Consider the following 13129-nt stretch of genomic DNA (forward strand, 5'->3'; position numbering starts at 1 on the left):
GTGCATCCGCTCCTGAAGATGGTGGTCCAGCGCGTCGCGCTGGGCTGCCTCCTGCTGATCGCCGCCTCGGTCGCGATCTTTGCCGGGACCGAGGTCCTGCCGGGAGACGTGGCCGCCTCGGTCCTGGGGCAGTCGGCGACGCCCCAGGCGCTCGCGAACCTCCGGGCGGAGATGGGGCTCGATGAGCCGGCGACCACGCGCTACTTCGCCTGGCTGCTGGGCGCGCTGCACGGGGACCTGGGCACCGCGCTCTCGAACAAGCAGGACATCGCGGCCGCCATGGGCCAGCGGCTGGGCAACACGCTGTTCCTGGCCTCCTGCGCGGCGGCCATCGCCGTGCCGCTGTCCATCCTGCTGGGCCTCATCGCGGTCCGCTACCGGGGGCGCTGGCCGGATCGGCTGATCTCGGGCGTGACGCTTGCCACCGTGTCCGTTCCTGAGTTTCTATTGGGTTACATCGTGATCTTCGCGCTGGCTGTGAAGTATCGCCTGTTCCCGTCCGTGGCCACGATCTACGCCGGGATGAGCCTGGGCGAGAAGCTTCAGGTGATCGCCCTGCCGGTGATCGTGCTGGTGCTGGTCGTCCTGGGGCACATGATGCGGATGACGCGGGCGGCGATCCTGAACGTCATGCAGAGCCCCTACATCGAGACGGCGGAGCTCAAGGGCCTGCGCCCCTTCGCCATCATCGCGCGGCACGCCTTTCCGAATGCCATCGCGCCGGTGGTGAACGTGGTGATGATCAACCTTGCCTATCTGGTGGTGGGCGTGGTCGTGGTCGAGGTCGTCTTCGTCTACCCGGGGATGGGGCAGTACCTTGTCGATCACGTGGCCAAGCGGGACGTTCCGGTGGTGCAGGCCTGCGGGCTGGTGTTCGCCGCCGTGTACATCGGCTTCAACCTCCTGGCCGACATCCTGTCGATCCTCGCGAACCCCCGGCTGAGGCACCCGAGATGATGCGCGTTCCCCCTTCGGCCCTGCTGGGGCTCCTGGTCACGGCGGTCTTCTTCGGCGGCGCGATCCTGGCGCCCTGGATCTCGCCCTATTCCTACGACGCGACGGTGGGCGGCGTCTGGGAGCCGGCCACGGCGGCGCACTGGCTCGGCACCGACGGGATCGGGCGGGACGTGCTGTCGCGCATGATCTGGGGGGGGCAGATCACCATCTGGGTCGCGACGGCGGCGACGCTGCTGAGCTTTGTCACCGGATCGGTGCTGGGCTTCACGGCGGCAGTGGCGGGCGGCTGGGTGGACCAGGCGCTGTCGCGCTTTGTCGACCTCGTCATGTCGGTGCCGTCGCTGATCTTCGCGCTGGTGGTGCTGTCGGTGATGCCGGTGACGCTGCCGGTGCTGATCCTGGTCATGGGCCTCCTGGACGCGACGCGTGTGTTCCGGCTGGCGCGGGCCGTGGCGGTGGACATCACGGTCATGGACTACGTCGAGGCCGCGCGCCTGCGCGGCGAGGGCTGGGGCTGGATCATCTTCCGCGAGATCCTGCCCAACGCCCTGTCGCCGCTGGTCGCCGAGATGGGCCTGCGGTTCATCTTCATGGTGCTGTTCATCTCGACGCTGTCCTTCCTGGGCCTGGGCGTGCAGCCGCCGCTCGCCGACTGGGGCGGCATCGTGAAGGAGAACAAGGACGGCATCGTCTACGGCATCCCGGCGGCCCTTTATCCGGCGGTGGCCATCGCGACGCTGGCGATCTCGGTCAACCTCGTGGCGGATTGGATCCTGAACCGCACGACCAGCCTCAAGGGAGGGCGCGGTGCCTGATCCGGTTCTGACGATCGACGGCCTCCGCATCGAGGCCACGGTCCACCCGCCCGGCGAGCCGTCTCGCGACGTGGTGCTGGTGGACGGGGTGTCCTTCAGCCTGCCGCGGGGCAAGGTCCTCGGCCTCATCGGGGAGTCGGGGGCCGGAAAGTCCACGATCGGCCTCTCGGCGCTGGGCTACGGGCGGGGCGGGGTCCGGATCACCGGCGGCCGGATCGCCGTGAACGGCCGCGAGATTCTGACCGGCGGCGCGGGGGCGCTGCGGTCCCTGCGCGGCCACGAGGTGACCTATGTCGCCCAGTCGGCGGCCGCGGCCTTCAACCCGGCCAAGCGGCTCATGGAGCAGGTGGTGGAGTCCACGCTGGCGCACGGGCTGGCCACCCGGGCCGAGGCCGAGGCGCGCGCCGTCGCCCTGTTCGCCAAGCTGGGGCTGCCGGACCCCGCGAACTTTGGCCGGCGCTACCCGCACCAGGTGTCGGGCGGGCAGCTCCAGCGGGCGATGACGGCGATGGCGCTCTGCCCGCAGCCCGATCTCGTGGTGTTCGACGAGCCGACGACCGCGCTGGACGTGACGACGCAGATCGGCGTGCTGGCCGCGATCAAGGACGCGATCCGCGACACCGGGGTGGCCGCGCTCTACATCACCCACGACCTTGCGGTGGTGGCGCAGGTGTCCGACGAGATCCTCGTGCTGCGGCACGGCAAGATGGTCGAGCATGGCGAGGTCCGGCAGATCATCGACGCCCCGCGCCAGGACTACACCCGCGCGCTGGTGGCCGTGCGCGAGACCGAGAGCGCCGAGCGACCGCCCACGGCACAGGCGGTGCTGACCGTCCGCGACGTGACCGCCCGCTATGCGGGAGCGGGGGCGGACGTGCTCCGGGGGATCAACGTGGCGCTGGGCCCGGGCCGCACGCTGGCCGTGGTGGGCGAGAGCGGGTCGGGGAAGTCGACGCTGGCCCGGGCGATCACCGGCCTTCTGCCGGCGTCCGAGGGGCGGATCGAGTTCGCGGGCCGCGTGCTGGCCCCCCGGCTGGCCGAGCGGTCCAGGGACGACCTGCGCGACATCCAGATGATCTACCAGATGGCCGACGTGGCGATGAACCCGCGCCAGACCATCGCGACGATCATCGGGCGCCCGCTGGAGCTTTACTTCGGGATGCGGGGCCGCGCCCGCGACGCCCGCGTCGCCGAGCTGCTGGACGCCATCGAGCTGGGCCAGGGGTTCGCCCATCGCTACCCGGCCGAGCTGTCGGGCGGGCAGAAGCAGCGGGTCTGCATCGCCCGCGCCCTTGCCGCGCGGCCCAAGCTCATCATCTGCGACGAGGTGACCTCGGCCCTGGACCCCCTTGTGGCCGAGGGGATCCTCAAGCTGCTCGCGGAGATCCAGGCCGCCGAGGGCGTGGCCTACCTGTTCATCACGCATGACCTTGCCACCGTGCGGGCGATCGCGGACGGGATCGCGGTGATGCACCGGGGGCAGGTCGTGCGGTACGGCACCAGGTCCGAGGTCCTGACGCCGCCCTTCGACGATTACACGGGCCTCCTGCTCGCCTCGGTGCCCGAGATGCGGCAGGGCTGGCTGGAGGACGCGATCCGGTCGCGCCGCGTGCCGGGGTCGGCGGCCGGGCTGCCCGACGCGCCGGGACCGGCGATCCTGCCGGGCGGGCAGGTGGTCGGCGCGGGGTCCTGAGGGGTCAGGCAGGGTCCGGCCAGCGTCCACGGGCCAGCGCGTCGATGCTGTCGACGATGCGGGTGAAGCTGTCCCGCGCCCGTGCGACCGAATGGCGGGCGCGCAGGTAGCCATGGACGAGCCCCGGCTCGGTGACGGCCCGGGCGCGTCCCCCGGCGGCGCGGAGGCGTTCGGCGTAGGCCGTGGCGTCGTCGCAGAGCGGGTCGCATTCCGCGGCAAAGGCGATGGTGGGCGGGAGCCCCGTGAGATCCGGGTCGCGCAGCGGCGCGAAGGTGGGGTCGTCCGGCACCTCGCGCGCCGTCGGCCGGCGGATGCGGTCGTAGAACTCGAGATCCGCCCGCGTCAGCATGGGCGCCTGGGCGTGCGCGACCATGCTGCCCGAATTCCGGTCGCCGCCCAGCGCCGGGTAGATCAGCACCACGCCCGCCAGGGGGCGCATCCGGCCCCGCAGCGCATGGGCCGCCGCCGCCGCGAGGTTCCCGCCCGCGCTGTCCCCGGCCAGCACCAACGGACCGGGACAGGCGGCCCCGACGGCGAGAGTGGCGGCCACGGCGTCGTCGAAGGCCGCGGGATGCGGATGCTCGGGCGCGAGCCGGTAGTCCGCCGAGATCACCCGCAAGCCGGTGCGGGCCGCGATCTCGGCGCACACGTCGTCGTGGCTGTCGAGGCCGCCCACCACGAAGCCGCCGCCATGGAAATAAAGGACCGTCGCTTCGGGGCGGGGCGGATCGTAGCAACGGCAGGGCACCCCGCCCCAGGAGGTATCGGTGACATCGAGGCCCTCGGGCCGCGGCTGCCGGAACGCCGCGCACATCCGGTCGTAGACCTCGCGCTGCTGGGCGATGCCGAAACTCGCCGTTTCGGGCGGATACCAGCGTTCCGTGGCGCGGATGAAGGACCAGGTCTCGGGATCGATCAGGCGCGCGTAGTCGGTCATGGGGCGGGTCCTGTGAGGGTCGCCCACGAGGCTAGAGGCGGGACCCGGGCCGCGCCAGTCCCCGATCCCGCCAGTCCCCGATCCCGCCAGTCCCCGATCCCGCCAGTCCCCGATCCCGCCAGTCCCCGATCCCGCCAGTCCTCGATCCCGCCACTCCCCCGATCCCGCCGGAGCCCGGCGCGGCCGGGATGCCGGCCCCAGGGGACGGAACCGCCTGACGCGCCCCCGTCCGGGGCCCGATCAGAAGCCCTGCGGATGCGGGGTGCCACCCGCCCGCGCGGGGAGGACCGGCACCTCGACCGCGGGCTGCTCGCCCGTCAGGCTGCGCAGGAAGGCCACGATGTCATCGACCTCCGGAGCCGAAAGGTCGGCGCCAAGCTGCGCCGTGCCCATGATGTGAACCGCCTCGGGCAGCGACCAGACCGCGCCCGAATGGAAGTAGGGCGCCGTGAGGGCCACGTTCCGCAGCGGGGCCGCGCGGAAGACGTAGTCGTCGCTGGCCGTCTTGGTGACCGCGAACCGGCCGAGGTCGCCCTCGGGCAGGACGTCGCCGCCGGGCCGTTCGACCACACCGAAGGGGAAGTAGTCCTGCCCGCCGAAGTTCACGCCGTTGTGGCAGCCCGCGCAGCCTTCCTCCATGAAGAGCTGGAGACCATGCTTCTGCACGTCGGTGAGCGCCGCGTCGTCACCCTGGAGCCAGCGATCGAACGGCGCGCCGGGGGTCACGAGCTTGGCCTCGAAGGCGGCGATGGCGTTGGCGAAGTTGTCGAAGCTGACCGGATCGGCCTCGTCCGGGAAGGCCTGGGCGAAGGCGTCCTTGTAGGGCTGCATCGAGTTGATGGTCGCCACGACCTGGTCCGGCGTGTTGTTCATCTCCACCGAGGCCTGGACGGGTCCCTTGGCCTGGGCCGCGAGGTCGGGCGCGCGCCCGTCCCAGAACTGGGCGATGTTGAAGGTCGCGTTGAGCACCGTGGGCGCGTTACGCGGCCCCTTCTGCCAGCCATGCCCGATCGAGGTCTCGAGCCCGTCCACGCCGCCCATGCCGACGTTGTGGCAGCTTTGGCAGGACACGAGGCCCGAGGACGACATGCGGGGATCGAAGAAGAGTTGCGCGCCGAGTTCGATGCGCGCGGCCTCGACCCCGTCGGCGGGGGCGGCAGGCGGCGGAACGGCGGCGAAAAGGTCGGAAGCGGCCGTCCGGAGGGCCGAGTCGTCGGCCAGGGCGGCCGTGCCGCCCAGGAGCAGGGCGGAGGTGAGGAGAGAAAGGCGATGCATCGCGGATGTCCTCTGGGTTGGAGCCGCCGACAGGCTCGCCCAAGCTCCGTTCACGTGGCTTTGATCTGGCGCAAGTCGGGCGTGATTCCGTGGGCCCGCAACAAAGTGTTGCCCTCCCGCCCCCCCCCCGGGGGGAGGTCGCATTGAAGGTGGATCCGGGTCACGCGCGGCATCTGGCGCAAAGCTGAATCATTCTACTCGCCGTTGTGAACGTTCCTGCTATGTTCTTGTTATGTTCCAACCTGCGAGTCCGATCCCCAGAGCTCATGTCCCAGCATCCGCCCTCCCCGTCGTCCGACGACATCGTGCAGGCCCTCCTGGCTCTCGCCACGCGCGAGCACCTGGGCGAGGGCGTGACATGGGCGGAGGTGGAGGCGGCGATCAACCAGCTGGTGGACCGCCCCAGGGCCGCCCGGTTGCTGCGCGAGGCCCTGGAAAGGCTCGACAATCCCAAGACGGCCCTGAACATCGCCGACTGGCTGGACCAGGCGGCCCGAAGCCGCGAGGCCGATGCGCGCGCCGCCGGGCGCAGCGGCGAGAAGTTCCTGGCTCCGCTTCAGGGCGTCAGCCTCGGGGCGCTGGCCACCTCGGGCTTCGCCTATGCGGCCGGCACCCTGGACGGGATCGTGTCGGCCTGCGTGGGGTCGGCGGCGTTCCTGCTGGCCGGAGCCTCGACGACGGGGCGCTGGATGCTGTCGCGCCGGGAGGATCTGGCCCGGCAGGACGCCGAAGCCCTCAGGCGGCTCGCGGAGATCGCCCAGTCCCGCGAGGCCTGAGGCACGCCATTGCATCTCGCTTTCCGGTCCGGGACCGCTATATCATCGGGCCGAAGGAGCGTGCGCCCATGAGCATTGCGGAACTCGGTGTCATTGCGGCTTCGGCCCTTGCGGCCGGTGGTGGCCTGGCCTTCATCTACCATGTCGTCCGGACCGGGGGGCGCGACCGGCCGAAGGACCCGGAGGGGGTTCGGCGCCTTGTCCGTTCCACCACGTCCGAGAGAACGGGACGCGTCGCGGCCGAGTAGCAGCCGACAGGTGCCTCAGGCGGCGCCCTTGCTCTGGGTCCGCCATGTCCCGCCCGCGCCGTCGTGCCGCCGGTCCAGCGCCCTGAGGAACCCCTCGGGATAGGGCTGCGCGGGCAGGGCCAGGAGCTTGTCCGTCTGCTGGGCGTCGGGCCCCAGCATCCGCCAGATGTTCGCCGCCGACCGGGAATGGTACTGCCGTGCGCCCGAGGTCCGGACCTGGAGGCTCAGATGCTCGCGAGCGGCCCCGGTGAGAAGCTTGCTGAGCTTGTAGTGCCGGATGGGGAGCACGAGCGGCCCGCTCCAGAGATTGGAGCCGAGCGGCGGCGTCCCGTCCGTGTAGTGCACCGTATGGAAGCCCTGGTTGAGGTGCGTCCCGGTGCGATACCGGAGGAACGGCACCTTCCGGAGCGAATCGAAGGTCCCGAAGGCGTGGAAGCGGGCATCGAGCGCCCAGGACAGCCCCGCCCAGTCGCCGAAGCCCCAGCGGATCGACGGATGGGCGAGGTAGTCCGGGCTGGGCGCGGTCGGGGCGAGGCAGCAATGCGTCAGCACGTCCTCGAAGGAGGCCGGGTCCCGGTCGAGATCCTCGAGCGAGGCCGGAGCGGCCGGGAGCATGTCGATCAGGAGGCCGCTGGTCCATTCCTTGCCCTCGGCCTCGGCGCGGCGGGCCAGGGCGGCGAAGTCGGGGAGCCCCTCGGGGAGGTCCACGAACTCGTCGGCGTCGACGGTGAGGGCCCAGTCGCCCGGCGCGAGGCAGAGCTTCATCATCGCCTCGAGCCAGAGCCCCTTGGCGGTGAGGAAGGTGCCCACCTTGGGCGTGACGACATGGACGTCCGGCTCGTGCAGGGTGTCCCGCAGGGGGGCGGCGGAATGGTCGTCCACCAGGACGAAGCGCGTCACGCCCCGGCGGCGGTAATGATCGAGGAAGCGCGGCAGGAAGTGGCCGTCGTCCTTGACGCAGGCGAAGAGCTGGAGCGCGTCCGGCCCGGCCGGCGCGGGAAAGCCGTGCGTCGTGTCGAAGATCATCCGTGCCAGCTCTGGCCCGGGCAGCAGGTCCACCAGCCGGTGCCGCGCGCTGTAGGCCAGGTCCACGTAGCGGTCCCGCCATTCGACGGAGGTGGTGTTGCCGATGAAGGACAGCGCCTGGTTGAACTCGGTCATGGCCCGCAGCACCTCATCCTCCTGGACGTAGCCGGCGCCGCGGGGGTTGAGGGGCGCGCGCCGGGGCGTCGGCGTCGCGTGGACGAAGGGGTTCCGCAGGTCCTCGTGGCGGACGAACTGCCGCGTGCGGTTGGACATCGTCACGAGATTGCGGTCGAGGTTGTGGCAGATCAGGGCCGCCGAGGGGTCCGCCCGCAGCGCCGACAGGATAAGGTCGATCTCGTCGAACTGGCGGGGCAGGAACCGGTCGTTGTAGCCGGTCGCCCGGTAGAGCGTGGCCGGCAGGCTGACACGCCCGCTCGAGCCGTCGCCCCATTCGCCCGAGAAGTGGTGGAAGACGAAATGGTCCCCGTGCACCGCATGGACGTCGAGAAGCTGCCGCGTCTCGGCGGCGGTGACGAAGTTGTCGGCGTCCAGGCTGGAATAGACCTGCCCCCGCAGGAGCGGACGGAAGGCGTTCTTGGCCTTGCCGAAGTGCCAGCCGTCGAGGCGGTCCAGCCGGACGATCCGCAGGCGGCGGGCGCGGATGTCCTTGCGGAACTCGTGGCGGACCCAATCCTGCGTCGCCCGGTCATCGTCGAAGAACAGGACGACGAACTCCACGAGGGAGCCGAAGGCGCGGTGTTCGTCGAGGTTCGCCCCGAGCGTGGCGCGCAGGTCGCCGCCGCGGTCCATCACGGGGATGCAGTAGGAGATGAGCGGACCCGATCCGGACGGGCGCGCCCGTGGCGGAACGAGGGGGACCGCCATCCCGAAGGCCGGCCGCACCACCGGCGGGCGCGGCAAGGTCGCGGGGGCGGGGGCGACGTTGGCCTGTTCGGGGCCGGTCGTGGAAGCGGGCCGGCGCGCGGCGGCCACCGCCTCGTCGGGCGTCAGGGCCGTGAAGCCACGCTCGCTGGACCAGGCGCCCAGAACGCCGGAGATCCCCCATTTGGCGCGCAACCTTTCGAACCGGTCGCGCAGCAGGTGGGCGGGTCCCGTTCCAGGGGGCAGGCGTTCGACGGTGTAGCCGCGCTGGAGGATGGGCTGGAAGGCCGTGCCATCGGTCAGGAAGACCGGCTTGAAGTCCATCGACGCCCTTTGGCGTGCGGCGATGTCGGCCACCGCGCGGTCGAGATCCTCGCCGGAGAGGCCCGGCACCAGAACGCCCAGCACGGCGCTGGCCTTGCCCTTGAGCCCGTCGCAGTCGAATCCGGGGGAGGGTTCCAGGATCGGAGGCGCCGCCGGGCCATCGTCCCAGGGCTGCACCTTGCGCGCGGTCGCCCGGGCGCGGGCGGTTCCGCCCAGCCGGGATGTCAGGCGGACGACATGGTGGGCTGCCGCACCGGTGGGCGGCTGGTCGGGGCCCGCTTGCAGGTCGCTGATGCGACGGGGCGGATCGTCCGCGACGGGCGCGACCTGTCGGGCGTCCAGGTCACCCGGGCCGTCGTGAGCGGGCCGGTCGGCGGGGCCGGGGCCTTCGGGCCTGCGATCCCCGGTCATTGCGCCTCCGCGAGAAGGAGACGCTCTACGATGCGGGCGGCGTCCGGGGCGCCGTTGGCCGGGGCCAGCTTCAGGCAGTTCGCTCTCAGGTAGGCGCGGGCGCGCTGGTTGAGGATCAGCTTCACGATCTCCTCGAGGTCGGGCAGGTCCTGTTCTGACAGGTCGAAGGCTGCCGCATGATCCTGTGCGAATCTGGCCCGGCCGGACTGGTCGTCCAGGGACGGATGCCGGTTGGGCACGAAGATCGTGGGAAGGCCGAAGCTGATGACATCCACAAACGTGTTGTAGCCCGCCGCCGCGATGGAGAAATCGAACGCGTTGTAATACTGCGCGAGCGGGAAGCCGTTGACATAGGTTGCGTCCGGCCAGCGGCGCGCTGCCGCAGCCAGGGGGTCGCCCTCGGCGATGCAGATCCGGAGCCCGGGAAACCGGCCCAGGACGGCCATGATCCGGTCGATGAGGGTGGCGAGGTCGCGGTGGGTTCCCGAACCCATCTGGATCAGGACCGCGGTCGCGTCGGGATCCAGGGACAGGCCGGCGCGGGCCTCGTCCCGGGGCAGGAGATCCTCTGGATCGAGGAGGCGCACCGGATCGACGCGAAGGGCTTCGCTGCGCCGGGACGCCGTGATGCCGATGTCCCGCGCGCCCGCGATGTCGGCCGGCTCCAGAATGGCATCGCACCAGCGGGCGTTGGGCAGGAAGCGGCTGGTCGAGCGCCCCCACATGCCCCGTCGCACCCAGGCCAGCCGGCAGCCGTGCCGGGGACCCACCGCCTGCACCAGCCCCGGCGTCAGGTGGTTGCCGTCGAAGATGACGGCCCCGGCGTCATAGGTTTCGATCAGGCGTTCGAGATCGTCCCGGAGCCAGCTGTCCCACTCGGGCGGCGAGGCTCCGGGCCCCGGCGCGGTCGGCAGGAACTCGGCCTGGAATCCCAGGGCCTCGATGGGCTGGAGCGCAGGGACCTGGGACGCGAACACGACCGGGACGGTGCTCCGCAGGCGACGCGCGATGGCGAGCGACCGCATGAGGTGCCCGAGGCCCCCCTTGGCCGGAAGGAACAGGACGCTCCTGCGGCGCGGCCGCCGCGCGGCGGTCCTTGGACGCGGGGCGGTTGCGCTGGGCGACATGGCGGCCCTCGCGGGGGCGGTCCGGTCCCGGGTGGCCCAACGGGAGATCTGCTCGGCCATCCGCTCGGGCTCGCAGTAGTGGGGGCCGGGGCCGTGGAGGGGTTCCGTCCTGGGGGGAAGGAGAACCTCGACGCCCATGGCGAGGGCCCATCGGATCATCGTGGGAAGGCAGGCCGGGGCAGCGTCGGGCGGGACGCCCACCAGGGCATCGAGCCGCCGCAGCAGGCGCTCGATGGCGAGGTCGGCAAATCCCTGGTCGAGCAGATCGCCTCCGGCGGTCGCGACGCGCCGGTAGGGGACGGAGGACAGGTCCAGGATGTCCATCCGCGTCCCGGGCGCCAGGCCCGCGAGGCGCCCGAGGATCATGGGATCGGGCGGTGTCAGCCAGCCCAGGCCGAAGGTCGCCGGGCGCGGCAGCGATTCGAGAAAGGGCTGGCGGGGCGGAACCAGTGCCGCAGCCTGGAGGGCATCACGGACCACCGTGACGCGCCCATGCGGTGCCAAGGCGGCGATCTCCAGGTCGGTGACGGGGTCGGCGCCGTCGGGCAGCCGGACCTCGATCCCGGGGGCCGTCAGGCCCAGGAGCGCGGCGCGGACTCTCTCGCCCCCCGGCCAGCCGTGGATGATGACCCGTTCGGCCTGTGCGGCCTGTCCCGGGATGAGGCGCGCGGCCCGGCCCTGGCTCACATGCTCGCGCAGGCGGGTGGCCGCCCCCGGGATGAGATCGGACCCGGGCAGGGGGACCAGGCCGATCCGCTGGCCAAGGCGGGCGCAGTCCAGCAGGTCCAGATCGAGCCGCAGCCCGCGATCCGGAAGTTCGGAGAGATCGAAGATGAACACCCGGTCGTAACGGTCGGCCACGGTTCCCGCCCTGATGACCTTCAGCCGATCAGTACGCCGGAGCGCAATGGTCCGCCACCACCCGAAGGCCGCAACGGCATGGCGGAGGCGTGCGGCGGACGACCTTTGCCGCGCGGAGAGCCTTGGATCCAGGGGCCAAGGGACCGAACGGCGATTCAGTAGGCGTCGTGAAGATCGTTCTCGGCGAGCTGCAGCGGTTCCACGTCCTCGACCGGGCTGCCCCAGCCAAGAAGGTCGGCGGGATCGAAGGCCCCTGCGGTCGCGGTGCCGCCGTCCTGGGAGGTGGCGATCTTGGCAATGGTGAGGGTCAGGCCCGCCGCCAATGCGATGGCCGCCATCAACTCCGTTCGGGACATGCAGTCTTCCTTCAACCCCGCGTCAGCTGGAGCCCAAGCGGGCTTCCAAAAACGCAACAGAAACAATCTAGGGGTTAATGGCTGCATTGTCTTATCACGATGTGCAAACCTTGGGTGATCGGCCAAATCCCGCTTTCGCTGCATCGCCGCGCGCCTGGGCGCGGGCCTGGGGCCGCCCGCGCCCTTGGGCGGTTGCCCTTGCCGGCGGGCCGTCCTAACGAAGGCGTTCTGCTGGCCTTGGGCGTGGTTCCGGGGTGACATGGATCGAGGGGGAGACCCGCGCATGACCATCCGGACTCCCTTCGGGGGCACGTTGCGCTCGGCCGAGGATCTGGCACGGGCCGGGCTCGTGACAGAGGAGGCGCGGCCGGGGCTCGATGCGGTGGCGGCGCGCTATGCGGTCGCAATCACGCCCGCCATGGCCGACCTCATCGAACCCGATCTGCCCGACGACCCCATCGCGCGGCAATTCGTGCCAGATGCCGCGGAGCTGGATACCGCGCCCGAGGAGATGGCCGATCCGATCGGGGACATAGCGCACAGCCCGGTCGCGGGGATAGTGCACCGCTACCCGGACCGCGTGCTGCTTAAGCCGCTGCATGTCTGCCCGGTGTATTGCCGCTTCTGCTTCCGGCGCGAGATGGTGGGGCCGGAGGGGATGGGAAACCTTGGTCCCGAGGAGATGGACGCCGCCCTGGCCTACATCGCCGGGCAGCCGAACATCTGGGAGGTGGTCGTGACCGGGGGCGACCCGCTGATCCTGTCGTCCCGGCGGATCGGCGAGCTTCTGGCGCGGCTGGCCGCGATCCCGCAGGTCAAGGTGGTCCGGTTCCACAGCCGCGTTCCGGTCGTGGACCCTGGCCGCGTCACAGGGGAGCTGACGGCGGCGCTGAGGGCTGGCGGGCGCCTGGCCGTTTATGTCGTCCTGCATGCCAACCATGCGCGCGAGCTGACCGTCGAGGCCCGCGCGGCCTGCGCGCGACTCGTGGACGCCGGAGTGCCGATGCTGAGCCAGTCGGTGCTTCTGCGGGGCGTCAACGACAGCGCCGAGGCTCTGGAGGACCTGCTCAGGGTCCTCGTGGAGACGCGGATCAAGCCCTATTACCTGCATCATCCCGACCTGGCCCCCGGGACTGGCCACTTCCGGGTGAGCATCGCCCAGGGCCAGGCGCTGATGCGGGCGCTGCGCGGGCGCGTGTCCGGGCTGTGCCAGCCGACCTATGTGCTCGACCTGCCGGGGGGGCATGGGAAGTCGCCGCTGGGTCCGAGCTATGCGACGCCTCTCGAGGGGGAGCCCGGGCGTCACCTCGTCGAGGACTACGACGGCCAAGTCCATCGTTATCCACCGGAAGCTGCGCCCGAAGGCTGATCTCCGGGGAACCCGGGGCCGCGCAGAACCTTTCGGAACGGACCGGGGCCTCATGCCTCGGTCGGGGCGGGA

Annotated in this window: 11 protein-coding genes; 6 read left to right on the plus strand and 5 right to left on the minus strand. The window is 71.2% G+C overall.

Annotation, left to right across the window (positions count from 1 at the left end):
- Genes J3P31_RS01410 through J3P31_RS01420 form a run of 3 tightly spaced genes read left to right on the plus strand, consistent with a single transcriptional unit; the run spans window position 1 to window position 3465 of the window.
- Window positions 1–957: an ABC transporter permease gene (locus J3P31_RS01410; protein WP_210526561.1), complete on the plus strand. Its 957-nt coding sequence runs from the start codon at window positions 1–3 to the stop codon at window positions 955–957.
- On the plus strand, window positions 954–1772 hold the full coding sequence (locus J3P31_RS01415; RefSeq protein ID WP_210526562.1) for an ABC transporter permease: 819 nt from the start codon (window positions 954–956) through the stop codon (window positions 1770–1772). Before J3P31_RS01410 ends, J3P31_RS01415 begins: the two co-directional genes overlap by 4 nt.
- The gene (locus J3P31_RS01420) at window positions 1765–3465 is read left to right on the plus strand and encodes an ABC transporter ATP-binding protein (protein WP_210526564.1); all 1701 of its coding nucleotides are present in this window, start codon (window positions 1765–1767) and stop codon (window positions 3463–3465) included. The genes J3P31_RS01415 and J3P31_RS01420 overlap by 8 nt, the downstream gene beginning before the upstream one ends.
- Before the next feature lie 4 nt (window positions 3466–3469).
- Here the strand turns inward: J3P31_RS01420 and J3P31_RS01425 are convergent, their stop codons facing one another.
- Together J3P31_RS01425 and J3P31_RS01430 are read right to left on the minus strand one after the other, a co-directional pair.
- Entirely contained in the window at window positions 3470–4402 is a 933-nt protein-coding gene (locus J3P31_RS01425) for an alpha/beta hydrolase fold domain-containing protein (protein WP_210526566.1), read from the minus strand.
- A 240-nt stretch (window positions 4403–4642) separates the two neighbouring features.
- A complete protein-coding gene (locus J3P31_RS01430; protein WP_210526568.1) occupies window positions 4643–5677 on the minus strand; it encodes a cytochrome-c peroxidase in 1035 nt (344 codons plus the stop codon).
- 266 nt (window positions 5678–5943) lie between these two features.
- On the opposite strand from J3P31_RS01430, the gene J3P31_RS01435 reads away from it, so the two are divergent.
- Window positions 5944–6453 carry a hypothetical protein gene (locus J3P31_RS01435; RefSeq protein WP_210526570.1) on the plus strand — a complete coding sequence of 170 codons (510 nt, stop codon included), beginning with the start codon at window positions 5944–5946 and terminating at the stop codon, window positions 6451–6453.
- Between the two features lie 68 nt (window positions 6454–6521).
- Window positions 6522–6701 carry a hypothetical protein gene (locus tag J3P31_RS01440; protein ID WP_210526571.1) on the plus strand — a complete coding sequence of 60 codons (180 nt, stop codon included), beginning with the start codon at window positions 6522–6524 and terminating at the stop codon, window positions 6699–6701.
- Window positions 6702–6716: 15 nt separating this feature from the next.
- Here J3P31_RS01440 and J3P31_RS01445 read toward each other — a convergent pair whose 3' ends face one another.
- The 3 genes from J3P31_RS01445 to J3P31_RS01455 form a co-directional block, all read right to left on the minus strand.
- Window positions 6717–9344 carry a glycosyltransferase family 2 protein gene (locus tag J3P31_RS01445; RefSeq protein WP_210526572.1) on the minus strand — a complete coding sequence of 876 codons (2628 nt, stop codon included), beginning with the start codon at window positions 9342–9344 and terminating at the stop codon, window positions 6717–6719.
- Window positions 9341–11332: a glycosyltransferase gene (locus tag J3P31_RS21790; protein WP_210526574.1), complete on the minus strand. Its 1992-nt coding sequence runs from the start codon at window positions 11330–11332 to the stop codon at window positions 9341–9343. The genes J3P31_RS01445 and J3P31_RS21790 overlap by 4 nt, the downstream gene beginning before the upstream one ends.
- A gap of 155 nt (window positions 11333–11487) precedes the next feature.
- Window positions 11488–11688 (minus strand): hypothetical protein, encoded by a 201-nt coding sequence (locus J3P31_RS01455; RefSeq protein ID WP_210526575.1) that lies wholly within the window; start codon window positions 11686–11688, stop codon window positions 11488–11490.
- A 283-nt stretch (window positions 11689–11971) separates the two neighbouring features.
- On the opposite strand from J3P31_RS01455, the gene J3P31_RS01460 reads away from it, so the two are divergent.
- Window positions 11972–13057 (plus strand): lysine-2,3-aminomutase-like protein, encoded by a 1086-nt coding sequence (locus tag J3P31_RS01460; protein WP_210526577.1) that lies wholly within the window; start codon window positions 11972–11974, stop codon window positions 13055–13057.
- The last annotated feature ends 72 nt before the right edge of the window (window positions 13058–13129 follow it).

The sequence above is a fragment of the Rubellimicrobium arenae genome (assembly GCF_017916275.1).
Classification (GTDB): domain Bacteria; phylum Pseudomonadota; class Alphaproteobacteria; order Rhodobacterales; family Rhodobacteraceae; genus Rubellimicrobium; species Rubellimicrobium arenae.

Excerpts from the sequence above, each read along its gene's own strand:
- J3P31_RS01445 (WP_210526572.1), bottom strand. The coding sequence starts at position 9,344 with ATGACCGGGGATCGCAGGCCCGAAGGCCCCGGCCCCGCCGACCGGCCC.
- J3P31_RS01430 (WP_210526568.1), bottom strand. The coding sequence starts at position 5,677 with ATGCATCGCCTTTCTCTCCTCACCTCCGCCCTGCTCCTGGGCGGCACG.
- J3P31_RS01435 (WP_210526570.1), top strand. The coding sequence starts at position 5,944 with ATGTCCCAGCATCCGCCCTCCCCGTCGTCCGACGACATCGTGCAGGCC.
- J3P31_RS01455 (WP_210526575.1), bottom strand. The coding sequence starts at position 11,688 with ATGTCCCGAACGGAGTTGATGGCGGCCATCGCATTGGCGGCGGGCCTG.
- J3P31_RS01415 (WP_210526562.1), top strand. The coding sequence starts at position 954 with ATGATGCGCGTTCCCCCTTCGGCCCTGCTGGGGCTCCTGGTCACGGCG.
- J3P31_RS01440 (WP_210526571.1), top strand. The coding sequence starts at position 6,522 with ATGAGCATTGCGGAACTCGGTGTCATTGCGGCTTCGGCCCTTGCGGCC.
- J3P31_RS01460 (WP_210526577.1), top strand. The coding sequence starts at position 11,972 with ATGACCATCCGGACTCCCTTCGGGGGCACGTTGCGCTCGGCCGAGGAT.
- J3P31_RS01425 (WP_210526566.1), bottom strand. The coding sequence starts at position 4,402 with ATGACCGACTACGCGCGCCTGATCGATCCCGAGACCTGGTCCTTCATC.